This window comes from Alloyangia pacifica (assembly GCF_020524285.1).
Classification (GTDB): Bacteria; Pseudomonadota; Alphaproteobacteria; order Rhodobacterales; family Rhodobacteraceae; genus Salipiger; species Salipiger pacificus_B.
Genome location: NZ_JAIVKX010000020.1, coordinates 24566 through 47563 on the forward strand (window position 1 = coordinate 24566; position 22998 = coordinate 47563).

Sequence of the window (22998 nt, forward strand, 5' to 3'; positions counted from 1 at the left end):
GGAGGAGAGACCATGACAGACATGACCCCCATGAAGGAGATCCTCGATCCGATCGAGATCGCCAGCCGTGACGAGATTTCCGCGCTTCAGCAGAAGCGCATGGCCTGGTCGCTGCGCCACGCCTACGAGAATTCCCCCTTCTATCGCAAGCGCTTCGACGCGCATGGCGCGCATCCGGACGACTTCAAGACGCTCGCCGATCTCGCCAAGTTCCCCTTCACCATGAAGCAGGACCTGCGCGACACCTACCCGTTCGGCATGTTCGCCGTCCCGCGCGAGCAGCTGGTCCGCATCCACGGCTCGTCCGGCACCACCGGCAAGCCCACCGTGGTCGGCTACACGCAGAAGGACATCGACACCTGGGCCGACTGCATGGCGCGCTCGATCCGTGCCTCGGGCGGCCGCAAGGGCGACATCTGTCACGTTGCCTACGGCTACGGTCTCTTCACCGGCGGTCTCGGCGCCCACTACGGCGCCGAGCGGCTCGGCTGCACCGTGGTGCCGATCTCCGGCGGCATGACCGAGCGCCAGGTCACGCTGATGCAGGACTTCCGCCCGCAGATCATCATGGTCACCCCCTCCTACATGCTCTCGATCCTCGACGAGTTCCGCCGCCAGGGCCTCGACCCGCGGCAGAGCTCGCTGAAGGTCGGCATCTTCGGCGCCGAGCCCTGGACCAACGCCATGCGCGAGGAGATCGAGCAGGCCCTCGACATGCACGCGGTCGACATCTACGGCCTGTCCGAGATCATGGGCCCTGGCGTCGCCAACGAATGCGTCGAGACCAAGGACGGGCTGCACGTCTGGGAAGACCACTTCTACCCCGAGATCATCGATCCCACGACGGGCGATGTGCTGCCCGACGGCGAGATGGGCGAGCTGGTCTTCACCACGCTCACCAAGGAAGGCCTGCCGATGGTGCGCTACCGCACCCGCGACCTGACCCGCATCCTGCCCGGCACCGCGCGCTCGATGCGGCGGATCGAGAAGATCACCGGCCGCAGCGACGACATGATCATCCTGCGCGGCGTCAACGTCTTCCCGACGCAGATCGAGGAGCAGATCCTGAAATGCGAGGGCCTCGCGCCGCACTTCCAGATCGAGCTCGGCCGCAAGGACCGCATGGACATCATGACCGTGCACGTCGAATGCACCCCGGCCCGCTGCGATGCGGACGCCCGCGCCGCCTCGGCGAAGGAGCTGTCGCATCACATCAAGTCGGTGGTCGGTGTCTCGACCAAGATCGAGGTGCATGATCCCGAGAGCGTTGCCCGTTCCGAAGGCAAGGCCAAGCGCGTCGTCGACAACCGCCCGAAGTAACCTCCGGGCAGGCTAGAAAATACCCCGTCCGGCGGGTAAGGACTGGCGCGCCGCCATTCCCCCGCCGGACCAAGAGGAGCATTCGCGCATATGGCAAGAACGCGCGCCAGCGACTTCGAGGAAAAGCAGCACCAGCTGCTCCTGACCGCCGCCAACGTCTTTGCGACGCAGGGGATGGAGAAGGCGTCCATGTCCCAGATCGCATCGGAGGCCGGGGTCTCCAAGTCGCTGCTCTACCACTACTACCCGTCGAAGGACGCGCTGATCTTCGCGATCATCGAAGGCCATCTCGACGAGCTCGACGCGGCGCTGGAAGAGGCAGACGACCCCGCCCTGCCGCCGCGCGATCGGCTCGAGCAGCTGGTGATGACGGTGCTCGACGCCTACAAGGGCGCCGACGACCAGCACAAGGTCCAGCTCAACGCCGGCCCCGCGCTCTCGGACGAGCAGAAGGCCGGCATCACCAAGATAGAGCGCCGCATCGTCAAGCATTTCTCGAACGTTCTGAACGAGATACACCCGCAGCTCGACACGCCGGAACGGCCGCTTCTCATGCCGGTCACCATGTCGCTCTTTGGCATGATGAACTGGGTCTACATGTGGTTCCGCGACGGCGGCAAGATCAGCCGCGAGGACTATGCCCGCGTGGCGACGACGCTGATCCTCGAGGGGGTCAAGGGCGTCCGCTGAGCGCCGCGCGCTCGACCACCAGGGGATCGTACTCGGGCGCCGTCACGCGGCGGCGCCCTTCCTCCACCTCCGCCAGCGGCTGCGCCGGGGCGAGCTTGGTCTTGGCGTCCACCGCAAGCTGCCGGTAGACGTCCGTGCCGCGCGACTTCCAGTCGATTTCCTTTTCGGTCAGATCGCGCAGCACCTTCGCGGGCGCGCCGACGGCCATGACATTCGCCGGAATCTCCATCCCCGCGCGCACGAAGGCCATGGCGCCGAGGATGCTGTTCTCGCCGATCCGCGCCTCGTCCATCACCACGGCGTTCATCCCGATCAGCGCGTTGCGCCCGATGTGGCAGCCGTGCAGCACCGCGCCGTGTCCGACGTGACCGCGCTCCTCGACCACGACGTCCTTGCCGGGGAAGGCATGGGCGACGCAGGTCTCCTGCACGTTCGAGCCGGGATGCAGCGTGATCCGCCCGAAATCGCCGCGCAGCACCGCGCCGGGGCCGACGTAGCAGCCGGCCCCCACGATCACGTCCCCGATCAGCACCGCCTCGGGGTGGACGAAGGCCGAGGGGACCACCACCGGCACCACCCCGTCCCAGGACCAGATCGCCATGTTCAGCCCTCCTGCGGCAGCGGCCAGCTCTTGGCCACCATGGTCAGCACGTCGTACTCGGCCACCACCTCGTCTTTCTGGTTGGTGACGCGGCAATCCCAGCGGACCTCGCCGTAGACCGTGCCCTCGCGCGGGTTGATCTGCTTGCAGGTCAGCTGCACCTGCAGGCTGTCGCCGAAGTAGACCGGGGTCAGGAAGCGCAGGTTGTCGACGCCGTAGTTCGCCAGCACCGGGCCGGGATCGGGCTGCACGAAGAGACCCGCCGCGAAAGAGGCGATGAGGTAGCCATGCGCCACGCGGTCGTCGAAGAACGGGTTGGCCCTGGCGGCCTCGCTGTCCATATGCGCGTAGAAGGTGTCGCCGGTGAAATGCGCGAAGTGCTCGACGTCTTCCTCGGTGATCACCCGGCGCTCGGTGATCAGCTGGTCGCCGATGTTCAGCTCGGCCAGCGACTTGCGGAACGGGTGGGTGCCCTGCTCGGCCGGTGCGCCCGCGACCCATTCGCCGGTGACCGCCGAGAGCAGCCGCGGCGTGCCCTGCACGGCGGTGCGCATCATGAAATGCTTCACCCCGCGCATGCCGCCCATCTCCTCGCCGCCGCCCGCGCGGCCCGGCCCGCCGTGCACCAGCGGCGCCAGCGGCGCGCCGTGGCCGGTCGAGCTCTTGGCGCTGTCGCGGTTGCCCAGCATCACCCGCCCGTGGAAGGGCGCGACGCCGATCACCAGGTCGGCCGCCACGTCGGGGTCGTTGGTGAAGACCGAGGAGACCAGCGACCCCTTGCCCTTCATCGCAAGCGCCACCGCCTCGTCCATGCCCTCGTAGCCCATCACCGTCGCCACCGGGCCGAAGGCCTCGATGTCATGCGGGGCCGCGGCCTTGAACGGCTCGGCGCAGCGCAGCAGCACCGGGTTGAGGAAGGCGCCCGCCTCGGCATCGCCGGAAACCACCTCGACCTTCTCGGGATCGCCGAAGACGATCTCCGCCTCGCGGGCGATCTCGGCGATCTTCTCGCGCACGCCCTGACGGTCGCCCAAAGAAGCCAGCGCGCTCATCCGCGCATTGGCATCGTCCGGCAGACCCAGCGGCGTCTTGCCGAGCCGCTCGGACAGCGCCTCGATCACCGCCTGCTCGTGTGCCTTGGGCACCAGAACGCGGCGGATCGCGGTGCATTTCTGCCCCGCCTTGGCGGTCATCTCGCGGTGCACTTCCTTGACGAAGAGATCGAACTCCGGCGTGCCCGGCGCCGCGTCGGGACCAAGGATCGCGGCGTTGAGACTGTCCGCCTCCATGGTGAAGCGCACCGAGTTCTCGACGATCGCCGGATGCGACTTCAGCTTGCGCCCGGTCGTGGCCGAGCCGGTAAACGTCACGATGTCCTGCCCGGTCACGTGGTCCAGAAGGTCGCCGACGCCGCCGCAGACGATCTGCAGCGCGCCGTCCGGCAGGATGCCCAGCTCGAGGATGCGGCGCACCACCAGCTCGCTCAGGTAGGCGGTGGCCGAGGCGGGTTTGACGAGGCAGGGCATGCCGGCGATCAGCGTGGGGGCGATCTTCTCCAGCATCCCCCAGACCGGGAAGTTGAAAGCGTTGATGTGGATCGCCACGCCCTGCATCGGCACCAGAATGTGCTGGCCGACGAAGCTGCCGTCGCGCGACAGCCCCTCGACCGGACCCTCGGGGATGACCTTGGCATTGGGCAGCTCGCGCCGCGCCTTGGAGGCGAAGGTCAGCATGGTGCCGATGCCGCCGTCGATGTCCGGCCAGGCGTCCCGCGCTGTGGCGCCGGTCGCGAGGCTCTCGGCGTAGAACTCGTCTTTCATCTCCATGAGCCTGAGGCCGATCTCTTTCAGCATCAGCGCCCGCTCGTGGATGGTGTACTGGCGCAGCGCCTTGCCGCCGACCTCGCGGCCCCAGTCCAGCGCCCCGGCGAAATCGAGCCCGTCGGAACCGATAAAGGCGTGCACTTCCCCGGTCGCGGCATTGGCGAGCGGCTTGCCCGCGCCCTGCCCGGCGCGCCATGCGCCCTGCACGTAGCTCTCGAGGCGGCGCGCGGTGCGTCCCGTATCCAGCATTTGCTCGTCCTTCCTGTTCAGTTCAGGCCAAGGCCGGAAAGCGTGCTCTCCGCCTCGGCGCGCCACGCAGCGCGCAGCGTCTCGTTGTCCGTGTGGCGCAGGCCCATGGCCTTGAGCTTCTCGAAGCGCTCGGACACGGCCGGGCCGAAGGTCTCGGCCACGCGCGGCATCCAGTAGGCGACCGAGGCCCGCGCCTCGTCCGTCGCCCCGATCCGCTCGAGTCCCTCGATCCCCAACTCCATGTGCCGCTTCTCGCGCGGGAGAATGTCGCGCAGCACCTCGGCAAAGGGCTGGTAGGAGCAGCGCGCCAGCTCGCCCACCGCGTGCTGCGTCGCCAGCCCCATGAGCACGTTCATCACCACCGCGTCGGTCCAGCCGGTCAGCGGGTAGTGGAAGACCGAGAGCCGCATGTCGCCGCCGTGGCGCTTCGCCTCGAGCGTGCTGTCGCGGCTCTCGCGCGCGGCCCAGTCGTGCGCCCGTTCGTAGAGCGCCTTGTCGGTGCCGAAGCCTTCCATCAGGTCGAGCACGCGCTCGGCATGGTCGGCCTTTTCCAGGGTGATCCGGCTGGCGGCGATGCGCGCCTTGATGCCCGGCGCCCAGTTGATCGCCTCGGCGAAGCCGGCGGAACCCGCAAGCTCGCTGTCGACGAAGGAGGACATCAGCCGCAGCAGCTCGCCGCGGAAGCGCGGCGGCACGTTCTCAGGCGAGGTCAGCTTGCCGCCCTGCGCGAGATAATCGGCGATGGGCATGGTGTCGGTGTCATTCGTCATAGCTGAGCACCACCTTGTCGGAGAGCGGAATGCATTGGCACGACAGCACGTAGCCGGCGCGCACCTCGTAGTCCTCGAGCGCGTGGTTGATCTCCATCTCGACCTCGCCTTCGAGCACCTTGGCGCGGCAGGTCGAGCAGACACCGGCCTTGCACGAATAGGGCGCGTCCATGTTGTTCTCGATCGCCGCGTCCAGCACGGCGGTGCCGTCCTTCGGCATCTGGAAGGTGCGGGTCGCACCGTCGAGCGTGACCGAGACCTCGCAGGTGTTGCCCGCGGCGGCGGCCTGCTGAGAGACCGCCCGCTTCTTGGCCCGGCCCGGCTGCGACGAGGCGAAGAGCTCGAACTTGATCTGCGCGTCGGTCAGACCGGCCTGGCGCAGGCTTTCCGCGATGGTCAGCATCATCGGCTCGGGGCCGCAGATGAAGGCGGTGTCGACGCTCTCGGCATCGATCCAGAGGCGGAACAGCATGTCCATCTTCTCGGCGTCGATGCGGCCGGTGAAGAGGTCGATCTCCTGCCCCTCGCTCTCGAGGATGTGGATTACCGAGAAACGGCCGAGATAGGTGTTCTTCAGGTCCTCCAGCTCCTCGCGGAACATGATCGAGCCGACCTGGCGGTTGGCGTAGACCAGCGTGAAGGTGGCATTGGGCTCGCGCGACAGCACGGTCTTGATGATCGACAGCACCGGGGTGATGCCCGAGCCGCCGGCGAAGCCGAGGTAGCTCTTGGCGCTCGGCGGATCGAGCACGCTGAAGAACCGGCCCTGCGGCACCATGGCGTCGAGCGTGTCGCCGGGTTTCAGATCCTCGTTGGCCCAGGTCGAGAAGGCACCGCCGTCAACGCGCTTGATGCCGACCTTGAGGCAGCCCTCGTCGAGCCCGGCGCAGATCGAGTAAGAGCGACGCAGCTCCTCGCCATCAAAGTCGCGGCGGAAGGTCAGGTACTGACCCTGGGTGAAGCCGAAATTCTCCGCGTCCTCGGCGCGCGGCTTGAGCGTGACCACCACGGCGTCGCGGGTCTCGCGGCGGACGTCGGTCACTTCGAGGGGATGAAAACGGGGCATGTCAGACCTCCTCCTGTCTGGACAGGGACGTAGCTAGGGGATGCCCCGCCGGGGCATCGAAATGGCTCAGTGGCACTTGAAGTAGTCGAAGGGCTCGAGGCAGTCGCGGCAGCGGTAGCTGGCCTTGCAGGGGGTCGAGCCGTACTGGCTGACCCGCTCGGTGTGCGACGAGCCGCAGCGCGGGCAGGCGATGACCAGGTTCGACCGGCCCGAGAGCCGCGCCGCGCGGCCCGCCATCAGGCCGTCCGAGGCGGTGCCGTCCACCGGCGGTGCGATGCCGTAGGCGCGCAGCTTGTCGCGCGCCGCCTCGGTCACCCAGTCGGTGGTCCAGGGCGGCGACAGGCGGCGTTCCAGCCGCAGGTCGGTGATGCCCTTCTCGCGCAGGTGGGTCTCGATCATCAGGTCGATCACCGAGGTGGCGGGACAACCGGAATAGGTCGGCGTCACCGCCACCACCAGCGTCTCGCCCTCCCAGCGGACCTCGCGCACGATGCCCAGCTCGGTGACCGAGACGACGGGGATCTCGGGGTCGGGCACCTCGCCCAGCCAGTCCCAGACCTGCTCGGTGGATGGCAGAACCGCGGTCATCGGCCCTACCAGCTTGCGCCCGGGTAGGCGCGCTGCAGGAACTGCATCTCGGCAACGATGTAGCCAAGGTGCTCGGTGTGGCGCCCCTGCTTGCCGCCGGTCTGCGCGTCGAAACGCTGCTCGGGCTGGCTGAGCGTCGCCTCGTCCAGCACTTCGCCGACGGTGCGCTGCCAGAGCGGCAGCAGGTCCGCGAGCGCGGGCGCGATGCCTGCCTCGGCGACCGCCTCGTCGACCGCGTCGGCAGCGAACATCTCGCCGGTGTAGCCCCAGACCTTGTTCAGCGCCGCCTGCATACGGTTGTGGCTCTCCTCGGTGCCATCGCCCAGCCGGACCACGAGATCCGACGACCGCTCGAGGTGGTAGGACACCTCTTTCAGCGCCTTGGCGGCGATCTCGGCGACGCGCGGGCTCGACGATTTGGTCAGCGCGGTCAGCAGCTCGAAGTGGAAGGCATCGAACAGGAATTCGCGCATCAGCGTCACCGCCATGTCGCCGTTCGGCAGCTCCACCAGCTTGAGGTTGCGGAACTTCATCGCGTCGCGCAGGAAGGCCAGCTCGTCGGCGCTGCGCCCCGCATCCTCGACCTCGGCGGCAAGGCCGAGCCACATCTGGGTGTGGCCGATGAGGTCGAGCGCGGTATTGGCCAGCGCGATGTCCTCTTCCAGCACTGGGCCGTGGCCGCACCATTCCGAGATGCGGTGGCCGAGGATCAGCGAATTGTCCCCCATCCGGCATAGCCAGTCGAAGAAGGCGGGTTTCAGCGCCACGTCCGCGACATGCGGATCATGCGACTGCGCGGCGGCGGCGCGCTCGGCGAGCCGGGCCACATCCGGCGTTGCGGCATTGGGAAGCGAGGGCATCACATGTGCCCCACTTCATCGGGAATGTCGAAAAAGGTCGGGTGGCGGTAGACCTTGCTCTCGGCGGGATCGAACAGCGGCCCCTTCTCGGAGGGCGCCGAGGCGGTGATCGCCGACGAGGGCACCACCCAGATCGACACGCCTTCCTTGCGGCGGGTGTAGACGTCGCGGGCGTTCTTGATCGCCATCTCGGCGTCCGGCGCATGCAGGCTGCCGACGTGGCGGTGGTTCAGCCCGTGCTGGCCCCGGATGAAGATCTCCCAGAGCGGCCATTCTTTCTTGGTCATGTCACATCCTCCTCAATGCGCGCGCTTACTCGGCGGCCACGTTCGATGCCGCGCGGCGGGCGGCGGCCTTCTCGGCATAGGCGGTGAGCCCGTCACGGAACCACGCGCCCTTGTCCCAGGCCTTGCGCCGAGCGCCGAGGCGCTCCTCGTTGCAGGGGCCGTTGCCCTTGATCACCTCGAAGAACTCGGCCCAGTCGGGCTCGGCGAAATCGTAGTGACCCCGCGCCTCGTTCCAGGTGAGCGTCTCGTCGGGCACGGTGAGGCCGAGGTACTCGGCCTGCGGCACCGTCTCGTCGACGAATTTCTGGCGCAGCTCGTCGTTGGTGTTCATCTTAATTTTCCACGCCATCGACTGCGCGGAGTGCACCGAGTCCTTGTCGGACGGGCCGAACATCATCAGCGAGGGGTACCAGAACCGGTTCAGCGCATCCTGCGCCATTTCCTTCTGCTCGGGCGTGCCCTGCGCCATCTTCATCATGATCGCGTAGCCCTGCCGCTGGTGGAAACTCTCTTCCTTGCAGATGCGGATCATTGCGCGGCTGTAGGGACCGTAGGAGGTGCGCTGCAGCGGCACCTGGTTCATGATCGCCGCGCCGTCGACCAGCCAGCCAACCGCGCCCATGTCGGCCCAGGTCAGCGTCGGGTAGTTGAAGATCGAGCTGTATTTCATCGCGCCGGAGTGCAGTTTTTCGAACAGCTCGTCGCGACTGACGCCCAGCGTCTCGGCGGCGGAGTAGAGGTAGAGCCCGTGCCCAGCCTCGTCCTGCACCTTGGCGAGCAGGATCGCCTTGCGCTCGAGCGTCGGCGCGCGGGTGATCCAGTTGCCCTCGGGCAACTGACCGACGATTTCCGAGTGCGCGTGCTGACCGATCTGGCGGATCAGCGTCTTGCGGTAGCCCTCGGGCATCCACTCTTTGGGCTCGATCTTCTCGCCGCGGTCGACCCGCTCCTGAAAGGCGCGCTCCTCGGGGCTCATTTCCTCAAGCGACTTCATGCCTTCCGATTTCACCATCTGTGCATACATGGTCGTGCCTCCTTGCTGAGGGGTCAGATACGTTCGAGGATCATCGCGATCCCCTGCCCCACGCCCACGCACATGGTGCAGAGGGCGTAGCGGCCGCCGGTGCGGTGCAACTGCCGGGTCGCGGTCAGGACGAGCCGCGCCCCGGACATGCCGAGCGGGTGGCCCATGGCGATGGCGCCGCCATTGGCGTTCACATGCGGGGCGTCGTCGGGCAGGCCCAACTCGCGCAGCACCGCGAGCCCCTGCGCCGCAAAGGCCTCGTTGAGCTCGATCACATCCATCTGGTCCAGCGTCATGCCGGCACGGGCGAGGACCCGGCGGGTCGCCGGGACCGGGCCGATGCCCATGACCCGGGGCGCGACGCCCGCCGCCGCCATGGCGACGATGCGCGCCTGCGGGGTGAGCCCGTTCTTCGCCGCCGCGGCCTCGGAGGCGACGATCACCCCCGCCGCGCCATCGTTCACGCCCGAGGCATTGCCCGCAGTAACGCTGAGATCCGGACCATTGACGCCGCGCAGCCGCGCGAGGTTCTCGACCGTGGTGCCGGGACGCGGGTGCTCGTCGGTGTCCACCACAAGCGGATCGCCCTTGCGCTGCGGGATCGTCACCGGAACGATCTCCTCGGCGAAGACGCCCGCTTTCTGGGCTGCCTCCCAGCGGTCCTGCGACCGCACGGCAAAGGCATCCTGATCGGCGCGGCTGACGCCGTAATCCTCGGCCACGTTGTCGGCGGTCTCGGGCATCGAATGGGTGCCGAAGACCTTGTCGAGCTTGGGATTCTTGAAGCGCCAGCCAATGGTGGTGTCATACATCTCGGCATTGCGCGAGAAAGCCGATCCCGCCTTGGCCACCACGAAGGGAGCCCGGCTCATGCTCTCGACGCCGCCGGCCAGCAACAGGTCGCCATCGCCAGCGCGGACCGTGCGCGCCGCGAGACCGATGGCATCCATGCCCGAACCGCAGAGGCGGTTGACCGTGGTGCCCGGCACCTGGATCGGTAGGCCGGCCAGCAGGCCCGCCATGCGCGCCACATTGCGATTGTCTTCGCCGGCCTGGTTGGCGCAGCCGAGGATGATGTCATCCACGCTGGCCCAGTCGACGGACGCGTTGCGCGCCATCAGCGCCGCCAGTGGCACGGCAGCCAGATCGTCGGCGCGCACGCTGGACAGCGCCCCGCCGTAGCGACCGACAGGGGTGCGCACCGCGTCACAGATGAATGCCTCGGACATCCGAACCTCCTCCCTCGAGAATCGATGTTGGCCTTTAATGACCGACCGTTCGGTCAGCTATTTAGCACGGAAACCGGCACGTGTTAATAGCATTGTTAAACATTGGCGTGATGTCTCCTCTCCTCCGCGTGCTTCTAGGATGCCGCCTCCCGCTTGAGTTGGAACAGGCGCCGGTCCGTTTCCGCGTTGCGCGCCATCAAGGTGCCGTCAGGATTGAGAAATTCCGCGCCAACATGGGCATCCGCCTGATCAGACAGGCCAAGGTACGCCCTGACGAAAAGCTTGCGAGCCCACTCCGCGGGCCACTCCGTCGGCCAGGCGGCGCGCGGCAGACGCGGGTCACTAAGCGCTGCGTGCCGGTAATCGTGGACCAGGCGAAGCCGCAAGGCGAGCGACTCCGCCGGGCTCAGCGGCGCACCATCGGCGATCCGGTCGATGAGCCCGCTGTGCCGGTTCACGAAACGCTCGTAGGCGGCCGCAACGTCTTCCAGCCCCCACCTCTCGCGCGCAAGGGTGCGCAGATCCCCATGCCCCTCGAGCTGCTTTGCCCGCATCAGAACGCCTTCAAGCGGCACCACGTCCTCCCGGTTGGGGGCAATGGCAACGTTTGGCGACAGGCGCGCCCAGGCCTCGGGAAGATCGGCCTCCCGAAGCCCGTCGGACAGGCAAAGAAGCCAGTCCTCGGGAGCCGGGGGTGGTGAAAACAACAGGCGCGCAGCATCGCGGAACTCGTCCCGTGCTGCATCGGACAGGCGGTAATAGCTCTTTCGCCCGATACGCACGCCCTCGAGACGGCCAGACCCGACAAGGCGCGAGACCGCCGTGCGCACGAGGCTTTCGTTCAGGCCATGCGCCGCACAGCATTCGATCAACGTGCCCATCCAGAGCATGCCGCCGCGCGGCTCGACCACGTCGCCATAGAGCGTGACGATGAAAGCGGGCGCGCGCGGGGCTTCGGCCAATGCCGGCTCCCAATCTGCCGAAAACTGTCCTGCAGCCTCATTCATCGCATGCCCCCAAAAGCCAGGCCGGCACGCTGCCGGGCACCGCCACTCTAGGGAACACCGCTCAATATGTCACATCATTTTCATATTGATGCGCACAAACGTGCCGTGTTTACGGCGGGAACCGCTATACCGCGGCCCGGAGGCGGCGCGAGCCTGCGCCGTTCCGGCGCCGGACCAAGCGCGGCCCGAGCTGTGCGGGGCGGCAGTCGCCCCCGGCTTTCGGATCAGGTGCGGGTCAGGCCGAGCGGCGCTGCACAACCTCGAAGCCGAGGTCGATCACCAGCGGGCCATCCGTGTCGCCGCGCAGCCGTGCCAGCATGGCCTGCGCGGCCGCGCGACCAAAGGCCGCCATATCGACACGAACCGTGGTGATCGGCGGCTCGACCGAGGCGGCGAAGTCCTGATCGCCGAAACCGACCACCGCGATCTGTCCCGGCACGTCGAAGCCCTGCGCCTGCGCCTCGACCAGCACGCCATGCGCCAGCAGGTCCGACGAGCATTGGATCAGACCGCCGCTGAACCCCTGCTCGAGCAGCTGCCGCAGGGCCGCGCGACCGTTGGCCAGCGATGCCTGCGCTTCGAACAGCGCCCGCGGCACATCGCCGGGCACATGCCTCTGCCATTCCTGCACGAAGGCCTCGCTGCGGCGCCGGGCGCGCTCGTCACCGGCCGAGACCGTGCCGACCTGCCGGTAGCCCGCCTTCCATGCGAAGTCGGCCACCGCGCGGCCGGTCTCGACGTGGCTGAAGCCGACGCAGAAATCGATCGGGCTGTCGGTGATGTCCCAGACCTCGGCCACCGGGATCTCGGCGCCGAGCAGCATCCGCCGCGACTGCGCCGAATGGTGAATGCCGGTCAGGAACATCGCGTCGGGCCGCCGCGACAGGTGCGCCGAGATTAGCTTTTCCTCGTCCTCGGTGCCAAAGCCGGTCTCGGACAGCAGGATCTGGTAGCCCGCCCCGCGCATCTCTTCCGAGAAGGCCTTCACCATGGAGGAATAGACGATATTGGTGATCGAGGGCACCAGCGCCGAGATCAGCATCGACTTGCTGGAGGCCAGCGCCCCGGCCAGCGCGTTGGGCACGAACCCGGTCTGCGCGATGGCTTCGCGGATCTTCGCCAGCGTCGCGGCAGAGACCTTTGTCGGGTCCGACAAAGCCCGCGAGACGGTGACCTGGCTCACGCCCGCGAGCCTGCCCACCGTCTCCATGGTCACTCCGCGGCCCTGGACCTTGCGCCCGGCCCGCGGTTTCTTTTCCTGCTCCTCGCCCATCGCGCGCAACTTTCTGCCAGCGGCGGCCCGGGCGCAAGCCTCAGACGGCCTCGTCCGAAATCTCTTTGTTCTTTTTCGACATCAGCGCGGCGCCTGCAACCGATCCCGCGATGAGGATCCAAAGAACCACGGCAATCCAGCTCTTGGTGAAGAAGATCGTCGCGTCACCGAAGCTCTCGAGGCTCTTGATGAAGTAGATCTCGGCGGACGGTCCGAGGATGAAGCCGATGATGAAGGGCGCCACCTCGAGTCGCAGCTTGGTGAAGAGCCAGCCCAGCACCCCGAAGATCAGCAGCGTCCAGACGTCGAACATGATGCCGTAGTTGATCGTGTAGGCGCCGATCACGCACATCATCAGGATGACCGGGAAGAGGATGTGCTTGGGGATGGTCACCACCAGCGCGAAGTAGCGGATGGCGAAATACATCATGGCGAACATCGCGATGTTGGCGATCAGCATGGCGATGATCATCGCGTCCCAGGTGCCCGGGTTGTTGCCGATGAACAGCGGGCCGACCTGGATGCCCTGCAGGGTGAAGGCCCCGATGAGCAGCGCGGTCGTCGAGTCGCCCGGAATGCCCAGCGACAGCAGCGGCACCAGCGCCCCGCCGGTGAGACCGTTGTTGCCGGCTTCCGACGCCATGATGCCCGCCGGCTCGCCCTTGCCGAAGTTGCCGGGGCGCTTCGAGAAGGTCTTGGCGTTGGTGTAGCTGATGATCGAAGCCGCCGAGCCGCCGACGCCGGGCAGGATGCCGATGAAGGTGCCGATCAGCGACGAGCGCACGAGGTTGATGCTCTGACCCTTGAAGATGCCGAAGGAGAAGCGCGAGTGCTTGCCGACGTTGATGTCCTTGGTCGAATGGCCCTTGGGCACGCCGATCTCGGCCTGCTCGAGGATGGCCGCAAGACCGAAGAGGCCGATCAGCACGGGCAGCAGCGAGAAGCCGCTCTCCAGCCAGTACTCGGTGCCCGGCGGCACGAGGCGCAGCTCGCCGTTGCCCCCGCGCGAGATGTCGTAGGTGCCGATCAGGCTGATGAAGATCCCCAGCACGCCCGAGAAGATGCCGAGCAGCATGTCCGAGGACAGCGCCGCCATGACGGTGAGGGCGAAAAAGATGATCAGGAACTTCTCGACGTAGGAGAACTTGATGGCGAAATCAGCCAGCGTCGGCGCGAAGAGGTCGAGCACCAGCAGCGAGATGAGGCCGCCGACGAGAGAGGCGACGATGCCGATGCGCAGCGCCTTCTCGCCCTCGCCCTTCTGCGCCATTGGATAGCCGTCGAAGGTTGTGGTGATCGAACTCGGCGTGCCGGGAATGCCCAGCAGGATGGCGGGCACGAGGCCCCCCGAGATGCCGCCGACGTAGAGGCCGAGCAGCAGCGCCAGCCCGTTCTCGAGGCCCAGCGAATAGGTCAGCGGCAGGCACACGGCGACGGCCATGGTGGCGGTCATGCCGGGGATAGCGCCGAAGATGATGCCGATCAGCGTGCCGCCGACGATCAGCGAGACGAAAAGCGGGGTAAGAATCTCGAACATGACGTATCCCTCAGGGCAGAGTCAGGAAGAGGGGATAGGTGAACAGCCACCAGACGAAGGTGGGCCCGACCAGCGCGACGATCAGCAGCGGCAGGATTTGCCGGAACCCCCGTTCGTGCATGAACAGGATGCCGGTCGCCAGCACGTAGGGAACCGAGCACAGCAGGAAGCCCATGCCGGTGTTCGGCCAGATGTCACCCACCGGTACCATCAGCGAGAAGTAGAGCAGCGTCAGCGCCAGCGCGCCGAGGAAGCGCGGCTTGTCCATCGCCGACCAGGACTCGCGCCAGTAGCTGCCCGACGCCGCGATGCGCGCGCGGTCGCGGATCACGATGGCAAGGCCGAGCAGGCCGAGGACGATCGCGATGATGGTGGGGAAAATCAAGTGTGACGTGTCGAAGTCGATGGTCACACGGGTAAGGTCGCCCATTGGGTCCTCCCTATGGGTAGCTTGAGTCAGCGGGTCCGGCCGGGCTGGGCCCGGCCGGACCGAATGTCATCTGGCTATCAGGACCCGGACGAGATGTCTTCGATCACCGTCTTGTAGGTGTCGCGCTTCTCGTTCAGATGCGCGCGGGCATCTTCGGTCGAGAGGTAGTTGGGAATGAAGAAGGCTTCCTTCTGGCGCTCCTGGATGTTCCCTTCCTCGAAGATCTCGGCCAGCGCACCGTCGATGGCGTCGATCACCTCCGGATCCATGTCCTTGTTGAACAGGAAGAAGAATTCCTTGTCGAAGGTGAAGTCCGCGCTGTCGCTCACCGGCACCGAGGTCTCGGGGCTGGCGTAGCTCAGCATGTCGTCGCGGGTGGTCCCGCCCATGCCGGCCTCGGGGGCCTGCTCGAGCGTTTCAGGGCGCGCGGTGATCCACACGAAGCGCATCGCCTTCTCGTCCGACGCGTCGAGCTGCGTGAACTGCTCGTTGGCCTGGATCGAGCCGTTGATCACATCGGCCAGATCGTCCCACATCGCCTGGTTCTTGTCCGACTGCGAGCCGGTGTTCACCGCGACGATGTTCTCTTCCGAGCCCGGCGCGCGCAGCTTGGCGGCGTTCTTCATCGCCGAGAAGCCGATCTCCGACACGCCGCCCGGCTGGATGGCGACGCGCACGCGGGTGCCGGCCTCGGCCGCCGCGAGAATGTCTTCCATCGTCTGGTAGGGGCTGTCGGCGGGCACCAGGTAGGCGTTGCCCGGGTTGATCGCCACGGTCGGGCCGACCGCGTAATTGGCGAAGGGATCGTCGTAGCCGGTCACGCCGTAGAGATTGCCGAGGTAGCTCTGGTCGTGGAAGATCATGATCGTGGTGCCGCGCTTGTCACGGCCGAGCGCCTTGAACGCCTCGGACGCGCCGACGGCGTCGACCTTGATGTTGATTCCCAGCTTTTCCGACAGCGCCTCGGCGACGATCGCGGAGTTCTGGTAGGTGTCGCCGCCGGTCGACTTCGAGCCGATCACCATGCGCATGTTGCGCGGCAGGTTCTGCGCCTCGGCAACGAGCGGGGCTGCAACCAGGGCCGCGGCCGAAGCGGCGGCAAGAAGGGTTCTGCGGTTAAATTTCATCGTTTCCTCCCGATGGGCCGCGATGCGGCCGGCTTTTCTATGCCCAAACGGTCTCCTGTCTCGCGCCCGGGCTACGTTGGCCATACGCTATGTAAGCGCATACATAGTTCAAGATCACACTCGGACCCCCTCTGTCAAGGATTTCTGGAAAACGTTAATTTTAAGATCAATGTCCCGTGAATTGCTTGACGCCCAATGATGTATGCGCATACATCCTAGCCAATGACCGCGATGAGACGGAGGAGAATCATGTCGCACAAGCCACGCAAGACCCCGGAGCAGCTGCGCAGCGCGCGTTGGTTCGCCCCTGACGATCTGCGCAGCTTCGGGCACCGCTCGCGGATGATGCAGCTCGGCTATTCCGAAGAGGAATTCCGCGACAAGCCGATCATCGGCATCCTGAACACATGGTCGGAGCTGAACTCCTGCCACAGCCACTTCCCCGAGCGCGTCAAGGACGTGAAGCGCGGCGTGCTGCAGGCCGGCGGCCTGCCGGTCGAGATGCCCGCGCTGTCGGTGGACGAGAGCTTCAACAAGCCCACCTCCATGCTCTATCGCAACATGCTGGCGATGGAGACCGAGGAGCAGATTCGCGCCCACCCGCTTGACGGCGTGGTGCTGATGGGCGGCTGCGACAAGACCACCCCGGGCCTTGTCATGGGCGCGATCTCGGCGGGCGTGCCGTTCATCTACCTGCCTGCGGGCCCGATGCTGCGCGGCCATTTCGCCGGCAAGATCCTCGGCTCCGGCTCGGACGCCTGGAAATACTGGGACGAGCGCCGCGCGGGCAATATCACCGACGAGGAATGGCTCGGCTTCCAGGGCGGCATCGCGCGCTCGGCGGGCACCTGCATGACCATGGGCACCGCCTCGACCATGACCGCGATCACCGATGCCATGGGCCTCACCCTGCCCGGCGCCTCGTCGATCCCCGCGGTCGATTCGGGCCACCAGCGCATGGGCGCCGACTGCGGTCGCCGCGTGGTCGAGATGGTCTGGGAAGACATGACCCCCGACCAGATCATCACCCCCGCCTCGGTGCAGAACGCCGCCAAGGTCGCCATGGCCACCGGCTGTTCGACCAACGCGGTGGTGCACCTGATCGCCATGGCCCGCCGCGCCGGGGTCGACCTCACGCTCGACCATCTCGATGCGCTCGGCCGGGTCACCCCGCTGATCGCCAACGTCCGCCCCTCGGGCAAGGACTACCTGATGGAGGACTTCTTCTACGCCGGTGGCCTGCGGGCGCTGATGAAGCAGATGGAAGACATGCTCGACACCTCCTGCGTCACCGTCACCGGCCGCACGCTGGGCGAAGAGATCGAGACCGCGCAGGTGTACAACGACGACGTGATCCGTCCGCTGTCGAACCCGGTCTACCACGAGGGCTCGCTGGCGCTACTCCGCGGCAACCTCTGCCCCGACGGCGCGGTGATCAAGCCGGCCGCCTGCGATCCCAAGTTCCACGTGCACGAAGGCCCGGCACTGGTTTTCGACAGCTACCCCGAGATGAAGGCCGCGGTCGACGACGAGAACCTGGACGTCACCCCCGACCACGTTCTGGTGCTGCGCAACGCAGGGCCGCTGGGCGGGCCGGGCTTCCCCGAGTGGGGCATGCTGCCGATCCCCAAGGCACTGATCAAGCAGGGCCACCGCGACATGCTCCGCATCTCCGACGCCCGCATGTCCGGCACCTCCTACGGCGCCTGCGTGCTGCACGTGGCCCCCGAGAGCTTCGTCGGCGGTCCGCTGGCGCTGCTCAAGACCGGCGACATCGTGCGGCTCGACCTGCCCAACCGCCGGCTCGACATGATGGTGGACGAGCAGGAGATCGCCCGCCGCAAGGCCGAATGGAAACAGCCTGAACCGCGGTTCGAGCGGGGCTGGGGCTACATGTTCTCCCGGCACGTGACCCAGGCCGACAAGGGCTGCGACTTCGACTACCTCGAACGCGATTTCGGCCGCACCGCGGGCGAACCCGACATTTTCTGAGGAGGATTCTCATGCTCGATCTCGATACCGCCCTCGCCGGCATCTCCGGCATCCTTGTCACCCCCTATGACGAGGCGGGCGAGATTGCCCCTGCCAAGCTGTCGCCGATCATCGACCGCGCGCTCGGCGCCGGGCTGCACATGCCCGTGGTCAACGGCAACACCGGCGAGTTCTACGCGCTGACCACCGACGAGGCCATCACCATGGCCCGCGAGGTCTGCGCCATGGTCGACGGCCGCGCCCCGGTGCTGGCCGGCATCGGCCGCGGCGTCCGCGATGCCTGCGCCTTGGCCAAGGCCAGCGCCGAGGCCGGCGCCACCGCACTGATGATCCACCAGCCGCCCGACCCCTTCGTCGCACCGCGCGGCACGGTGGATTACGTCAAGGCCATCGCCGATGCCTCGGGCGGGCTGCCGATGATGCTCTACCTGCGCAACGATGCGATCGGCACGCAGGCGATCGCCGATCTCTGCGCCGTGCCCGGCGTGAAGGGCGTGAAATGGGCCACCCCGAACCCGCAGAAGCTCGCCGCCGCCAAGGCCGCCTGCGATCCCTCGATCACCTGGGTCGGCGGTCTCGCCGAGGTCTGGGCGCCGACCTTCTACGCGGTGGGCGCCCGCGGCTTCACCTCGGGTCTGATCAACGTCTGGCCCGAACGCTCGCTGGCGATCCACGCCGCGCTCGAGGCGTCGGACTATGTCGAGGCCAACCGGCTGATCGGCGAGATGCAGGCCTTCGAGGACATCCGCGCCGAAGAGATGAACGGTACCAATGTGACCGGCGTGAAGGCCGCGCTGCAGGCCACCGGCTTTGACTGCGGTGCCACGCGTCCGCCCTCGGCCTGGCCGCTGACCCCGGCGCAGCAGGACAAGCTGCAGGTCTTCCTGAAGACCAACGGCCTGATCTGATCCGCCTCCCGGGGCGCCGCACCGGCGCCCCTCCCCCAAGTTTCCCTCTGCCCCCGAAAGGACCTTTCCCCATGGACGGCACGACCCCGATCTTCACCCCGCACGGCAAGCACCTGATCGCAGGTGAGTGGATCGCCACCGAGGCGCAATTCCCCTCCGAACCCGCCACAGGTCCGGTGCACCAGTTCTCTGTCGGCACGCCCGAACTGGTCGACCAGGCCTGCAAGGCCGCCGAAGACGCCTTCTGGACCTACGGCTACACCAGCCGCGAGACCCGCGCGAAATTCCTCGAGGCCATCGCCGACGAGATAGAGGCGCGCGGCGAGGCGATCACCGAGATCGGCAGCCAGGAAACCGGCCTGCCCGAAGCGCGCCTGCAGGGCGAGCGCGGCCGCACCACCGGCCAGCTTCGCCTCTTCGCGGCCCACATCCGCAAGGGCGACTACCTCGACGTGCGCGTCGACGAGGCCCTGCCCGACCGCCAGCCGCTGCCGCGCCCCGAGCTGCGCATGGTGCAGCGCCCGATCGGCCCGGTCGCCGTCTTCGGCGCGTCGAACTTCCCGCTGGCCTTCTCCACCGCAGGCGGTGACACCGCCGCCGCGCTGGCCGCCGGCTGCCCGGTCGTGGTCAAGGGCCACTCCGCCCATCCCGGCACCGGCGAGATCGTCGCCGAGGCCATCGCCGCCGCCATCGAGAGCTGCGGCATGCCCAAGGGCGTCTTCTCGCTGATCCAGGGCGGCAACCGCCAGGTCGGCCAGGCGCTGGTGCAGCATCCGCTGATCAATGCCGTGGGCTTCACCGGCTCGCTCGGCGGCGGCCGCGCGCTGTTCGATCTCTGCGCGCAGCGTGAAGTTCCGATCCCCTTCTTCGGCGAGCTGGGCTCGGTGAACCCGATGTTCGTGCTGCCCCAGGCTACCAAGGCGCGCGGCGCCGAGATCGGCACCGGCTGGGCCGGCTCGCTGACCATGGGCGCGGGCCAGTTCTGCACCAACCCCGGCATCGCCGTGGTCGGCACCGGCGCCGAGGGCGATGCCTTTGTCGAGGCCGCCCGCGCCGCGCTGGAAAGGGCCGCGCCGCAAACCATGCTCACCGAGGGCATCGCCGGCGCCTACCGCTCCGGCAAGGACCGTTTCGATGGCCGCAACGCGGTGCGCCCGCTGCTGACCACCGAGAGCGGCCCGCGGTCGGCCGCGCCGAACCTCTACGAGACCGATGCCTCGAACTACCTGCAGGATCACGCTCTGGGGGAAGAGGTCTTCGGGCCGCTCGGCCTGGTGGTGCGGGTCTCGGACCTCGACGAGATGGTCACGCTCGCCAAGGGCTTCGAAGGCCAGCTCACCGCGACGCTGCACATGGATGACGCGGATGCCGAGGCGGCGCGCAAGCTGCTGCCGGTGCTCGAGCGCAAGGCGGGCCGGGTGCTGGCCAACGGGTTCCCGACCGGCGTCGAGGTCTGCGACGCAATGGTCCACGGCGGGCCCTACCCGGCCTCGACCAACTTCGGTGCCACCTCGGTCGGCACGCTGTCGATCCGCCGCTTCCTGCGGCCGGTCTGCTACCAGAACATCCCGGGCGCGGTGCTGCCCGAGGACCTCGCCTGACGCGAACCCCCGCCCGGTCCGTCCCCTTGCTCCCTCGGACCGGGCCCCCGATTGACTTGGAGGAGAACTCGATGAACCCCGAAACCCGTGACATCCTGATGGATGTGTCCGTCGCGACGCTGGCCACCGCGCTCTTCAAGCGGGGCTTGCGCCACCAGGTGATCCAGGGCGTGCACCCGGTCGGCTGGAAGGGCAAGAACATGGTCGGCCCCGCCTTCACCCTGCGCTACATGCCCGCCCGTGAGGACCGCAACCAGCTCACCGAGTTCCGCAACCCCGAGCACCCGCAGCGCGTTGCGATCGAGACCTGCCCCGAGGGCCATGTTCTGGTGATGGACAGCCGCAAGCAGGCCGATGCGGCCTCCTCGGGCGACATCCTCATTACCCGCCTGATGAAGCGCGGCGGTGCGGGCGTGGTCACCGACGGCGGCTTCCGTGACGCGGCGGTGATCGCCGAGCTCGACATCCCGGCCTATCACACCCGCCCGTCGAGCCCGACCAACCTGACCAACAACGAGGCCATCGCGATCAACGAGCCGATCGGCTGCGGCGACGCGCCGGTGTTCCCCGGCGACATCATCGTCGGCGACGCGGACTGCGTCATCGTGATCCCGGCGCATATGGCCGAAGAGGTCGCCGCGGAAGCCAAGGAAATGACCGCCTACGAGGACTTCGTGGTCGAGCAGGTGAAGGCCGGCGAGCCGATCATCGGGCTCTACCCGCGGGTCAACGAAGAGAAGTACGGCCCCCTCTTCGAGGCCTGGCGCAAGAAGAACGGCCGCTGAGCCAAGCAGCTCGGGCACCATGGCAAAAAGGCGCCCGCGGCTCGGCCGCGGGCGCCTTATCAATTTCAATACCCGGCCTTAGAGCCCGCTCCAGAGATGCGCGACAAGCGCGCCCCCCCGAGCAGTCTCAGCGGCCCCGGGGGTGGCGCCGCCAGATCAGACGCCCGAAAGCCGGGACAGGTCTTCCTGCGACAGGCTCAGCGCGGCGGCCTTGGCAAAGCTTTCCACCTGCGACACGCTGGTCGCGCTGGCGATCGGCGCGGTGACGCCCTTCTGCGCGATGAGCCAGGCCAGCGAGACCTCGGCGGGCTTGGCGCCATGGGCGGACGCGATGTCCTCGAGCGTGTCCAGCAGCGCCATGCCGCGCTCGGTCATGTACTTGCTGACCATCCCCGCGCGCTGGCGGCCTTCGAGGTCGGCCTCGCTGCGGTACTTGCCGGTGAGGAAGCCCGCGGCCAACGAGAAATAGGTCACCACGCCGATGTTCTTCTCGACACAGAGATCCTGCAGCGGCCCCTCGAAGGCGCCGCGGTCGAAGAGGTTGTACTCGGGCTGGATCACCTGGTAGGCGGGCAGCCCTTGCTGGTCTGCCGTCTCCAGCGCCGCGCCAAGCAGCGCCGCGTCGTAGTTCGACGCGCCGATGGCCCGGATCTTGCCGGCCTTCAGCAGCTTGTCATAGGCGCCCAGGGTCTCGGAATGCGAGGTGTCGGGATCGGGCCAGTGCGAGAAGTAGAGATCGATCGACTCGGTCTGCAGCCGCTCGAGGGACTTGTCGACGGCGCGAGTGATCCAGGCCTCCGAGAGCCCCTTTTCGCCCGGCCCACCCATGTCCGAGCCGACCTTGGTGAAGAGCTTCACCTTGTCGCGCATGCCGGGGCGCGCGGCGAACCACTTGCCGAGAACGGTTTCGGATTCCCCACCCACGTGGCCCTCCACCCAGGCCGAATAGACATCGGCGGTGTCGATGGTGTCGAAGCCGTGGTCGACAAAGGCATCGAGCACGCGGAAGCTTTCGGCCTCGTCGGTGGTCCAGCCCAGCACGTTGCCGCCAAAGACGATGGGGGCGATGTCGAAGCCGGTGGTTCCAAGTGTCTTGCGTTGCATCGGGAAACTCCTTTTTCGGGAAAACTCAGGCGATGGCACCGCCGCCGTCGATGAAGACGGTGGTGCCGGTCATGTAGGGGTTGGCCATCAGCGCGAGCGCCTGCACGGCGATGTTCTCGGGGGTGCCGACGCGCCCGGCGGGCAGGCGCTCCGCCGCGCCGTCGAACATCGCCTTGCGGCCGTCGCCGTCCAGCGTGTCGTACATCTCGGTCTTGATCAGCCCCGGCGAGATGCAGTTGACCCGCACCGGCGCGAGTTCCAGCGCCAGCCCGCGGGTCAGCCCCTCGAGCCCGGCGTTGATCGCGCCCTGGATCGCGGCCCCGGCCTTGGGCCGGACCGACAGGAAGCCCGAGACCAGGGTCAGCGAGCCGCCCTCCTCGATCCGCGCGGCGCGGGCCAGACGGTAGGCGCCCCAGAATTTCGAGTCGAAGGAGCCGTAGGCATCCTCCAGCGGCAGCTCACGCACCGCCGCGACCTTGGTGCTGGCGGCTGAGCAGAAGACATGGCCGAAGGCACGATCCGCGAAGAACGACTCGAGCGCGGCGGCATCGCCGGTGTCGAGCGTGACGCCCTCGCAGCCGAGCTTGGCGGCCGCCGCCTCGACCTTTTCCGCCGAGCGCGACGCGATGGTCACCTTCGCCCCTGCGGCCTGCGCCGCCTGCGCGACGCCGAAACCGATGCCCGAGCTGCCGCCCAGCACCAGCACTGTCTGATCCGTCAGGTCCAT

22 protein-coding genes are annotated in these 22998 nt (G+C 67.5%); 6 read left to right on the plus strand and 16 right to left on the minus strand.

Annotated elements, in window-relative coordinates; translation table 11 throughout:
- Nucleotides 1-12: 12 nt before the first annotated feature.
- Nucleotides 13-1320 carry a phenylacetate--CoA ligase PaaK gene (paaK, locus tag LC039_RS23095; RefSeq protein WP_226628623.1) on the plus strand — a complete coding sequence of 436 codons (1308 nt, stop codon included), beginning with the start codon at nt 13-15 and terminating at the stop codon, nt 1318-1320.
- A 90-nt stretch (nt 1321-1410) separates the two neighbouring features.
- Complete coding sequence (locus LC039_RS23100; protein ID WP_226628624.1) at nt 1411-2010, plus strand: TetR/AcrR family transcriptional regulator; 600 nt, start codon at nt 1411-1413, stop codon at nt 2008-2010.
- Here LC039_RS23100 and LC039_RS23105 read toward each other — a convergent pair.
- From LC039_RS23105 to LC039_RS23170, 14 genes are all read right to left on the minus strand, one after another.
- A complete protein-coding gene (locus tag LC039_RS23105) occupies nt 1994-2611 on the minus strand; it encodes a transferase hexapeptide repeat family protein (RefSeq protein ID WP_226628625.1) in 618 nt (205 codons plus the stop codon). The genes LC039_RS23100 and LC039_RS23105 overlap by 17 nt on opposite strands.
- Nucleotides 2612-2613: 2 nt before the next feature.
- The gene (gene paaZ, locus LC039_RS23110) at nt 2614-4683 is read right to left on the minus strand and encodes a phenylacetic acid degradation bifunctional protein PaaZ (RefSeq protein ID WP_226628631.1); all 2070 of its coding nucleotides are present in this window, start codon (nt 4681-4683) and stop codon (nt 2614-2616) included.
- Nucleotides 4684-4700: 17 nt separating this feature from the next.
- Nucleotides 4701-5453: a Phenylacetic acid catabolic protein gene (locus LC039_RS23115; protein ID WP_226628632.1), complete on the minus strand. Its 753-nt coding sequence runs from the start codon at nt 5451-5453 to the stop codon at nt 4701-4703.
- A complete protein-coding gene (paaE, locus tag LC039_RS23120; RefSeq protein ID WP_226628633.1) occupies nt 5443-6519 on the minus strand; it encodes a 1,2-phenylacetyl-CoA epoxidase subunit PaaE in 1077 nt (358 codons plus the stop codon). The genes LC039_RS23115 and paaE overlap by 11 nt, the downstream gene beginning before the upstream one ends.
- 66 nt (nt 6520-6585) lie before the next feature.
- Nucleotides 6586-7107 carry a 1,2-phenylacetyl-CoA epoxidase subunit PaaD gene (gene paaD, locus LC039_RS23125; protein ID WP_226628634.1) on the minus strand — a complete coding sequence of 174 codons (522 nt, stop codon included), beginning with the start codon at nt 7105-7107 and terminating at the stop codon, nt 6586-6588.
- 5 nt (nt 7108-7112) lie between these two features.
- A complete protein-coding gene (paaC, locus tag LC039_RS23130) occupies nt 7113-7967 on the minus strand; it encodes a 1,2-phenylacetyl-CoA epoxidase subunit PaaC (RefSeq protein ID WP_226628636.1) in 855 nt (284 codons plus the stop codon).
- The gene (gene paaB, locus LC039_RS23135) at nt 7967-8254 is read right to left on the minus strand and encodes a 1,2-phenylacetyl-CoA epoxidase subunit PaaB (protein ID WP_226628637.1); all 288 of its coding nucleotides are present in this window, start codon (nt 8252-8254) and stop codon (nt 7967-7969) included. The genes paaC and paaB overlap by 1 nt, the downstream gene beginning before the upstream one ends.
- A 25-nt stretch (nt 8255-8279) precedes the next feature.
- On the minus strand, nt 8280-9278 hold the full coding sequence (gene paaA / locus LC039_RS23140) for a 1,2-phenylacetyl-CoA epoxidase subunit PaaA (protein WP_226628638.1): 999 nt from the start codon (nt 9276-9278) through the stop codon (nt 8280-8282).
- A gap of 23 nt (nt 9279-9301) precedes the next feature.
- The gene (pcaF, locus tag LC039_RS23145) at nt 9302-10507 is read right to left on the minus strand and encodes a 3-oxoadipyl-CoA thiolase (RefSeq protein ID WP_226628639.1); all 1206 of its coding nucleotides are present in this window, start codon (nt 10505-10507) and stop codon (nt 9302-9304) included.
- Between the two features lie 134 nt (nt 10508-10641).
- Entirely contained in the window at nt 10642-11514 is an 873-nt protein-coding gene (locus LC039_RS23150) for a PaaX family transcriptional regulator C-terminal domain-containing protein (RefSeq protein WP_226628640.1), read from the minus strand.
- Nucleotides 11515-11749: 235 nt separating this feature from the next.
- The gene (locus LC039_RS23155; RefSeq protein ID WP_226628641.1) at nt 11750-12787 is read right to left on the minus strand and encodes a LacI family DNA-binding transcriptional regulator; all 1038 of its coding nucleotides are present in this window, start codon (nt 12785-12787) and stop codon (nt 11750-11752) included.
- Between the two features lie 40 nt (nt 12788-12827).
- Nucleotides 12828-14324, minus strand: a complete 1497-nt coding sequence (locus tag LC039_RS23160; RefSeq protein ID WP_226628642.1) for a tripartite tricarboxylate transporter permease — start codon at nt 14322-14324, stop codon at nt 12828-12830.
- A gap of 10 nt (nt 14325-14334) precedes the next feature.
- A complete protein-coding gene (locus LC039_RS23165) occupies nt 14335-14754 on the minus strand; it encodes a tripartite tricarboxylate transporter TctB family protein (protein ID WP_226628644.1) in 420 nt (139 codons plus the stop codon).
- A 77-nt stretch (nt 14755-14831) separates the two neighbouring features.
- Nucleotides 14832-15881 (minus strand): hypothetical protein, encoded by a 1050-nt coding sequence (locus tag LC039_RS23170; RefSeq protein ID WP_226628645.1) that lies wholly within the window; start codon nt 15879-15881, stop codon nt 14832-14834.
- A gap of 249 nt (nt 15882-16130) precedes the next feature.
- Between LC039_RS23170 and araD the strand changes: the two genes are divergently transcribed.
- The 4 genes from araD to LC039_RS23190 all read left to right on the plus strand — a co-directional run bounded on the left by araD (nt 16131) and on the right by LC039_RS23190 (nt 21167).
- On the plus strand, nt 16131-17873 hold the full coding sequence (araD, locus tag LC039_RS23175) for an L-arabinonate dehydratase (RefSeq protein ID WP_226628647.1): 1743 nt from the start codon (nt 16131-16133) through the stop codon (nt 17871-17873).
- A gap of 11 nt (nt 17874-17884) precedes the next feature.
- Entirely contained in the window at nt 17885-18781 is an 897-nt protein-coding gene (locus tag LC039_RS23180; RefSeq protein WP_226628653.1) for a dihydrodipicolinate synthase family protein, read from the plus strand.
- Nucleotides 18782-18852: 71 nt separating this feature from the next.
- Complete coding sequence (locus LC039_RS23185) at nt 18853-20382, plus strand: aldehyde dehydrogenase (NADP(+)) (protein WP_226628655.1); 1530 nt, start codon at nt 18853-18855, stop codon at nt 20380-20382.
- 71 nt (nt 20383-20453) lie between these two features.
- Nucleotides 20454-21167, plus strand: coding sequence for a ribonuclease activity regulator RraA (locus LC039_RS23190; RefSeq protein ID WP_226628657.1), 714 nt, complete (start codon nt 20454-20456; stop codon nt 21165-21167).
- A 156-nt stretch (nt 21168-21323) separates the two neighbouring features.
- On the opposite strand, the gene LC039_RS23195 is transcribed toward LC039_RS23190, so the two are convergent.
- On the minus strand, nt 21324-22271 hold the full coding sequence (locus LC039_RS23195; RefSeq protein WP_226628658.1) for an aldo/keto reductase: 948 nt from the start codon (nt 22269-22271) through the stop codon (nt 21324-21326).
- A gap of 25 nt (nt 22272-22296) precedes the next feature.
- On the minus strand, nt 22297-22998 hold the full coding sequence (locus tag LC039_RS23200; protein ID WP_226628660.1) for an SDR family oxidoreductase: 702 nt from the start codon (nt 22996-22998) through the stop codon (nt 22297-22299).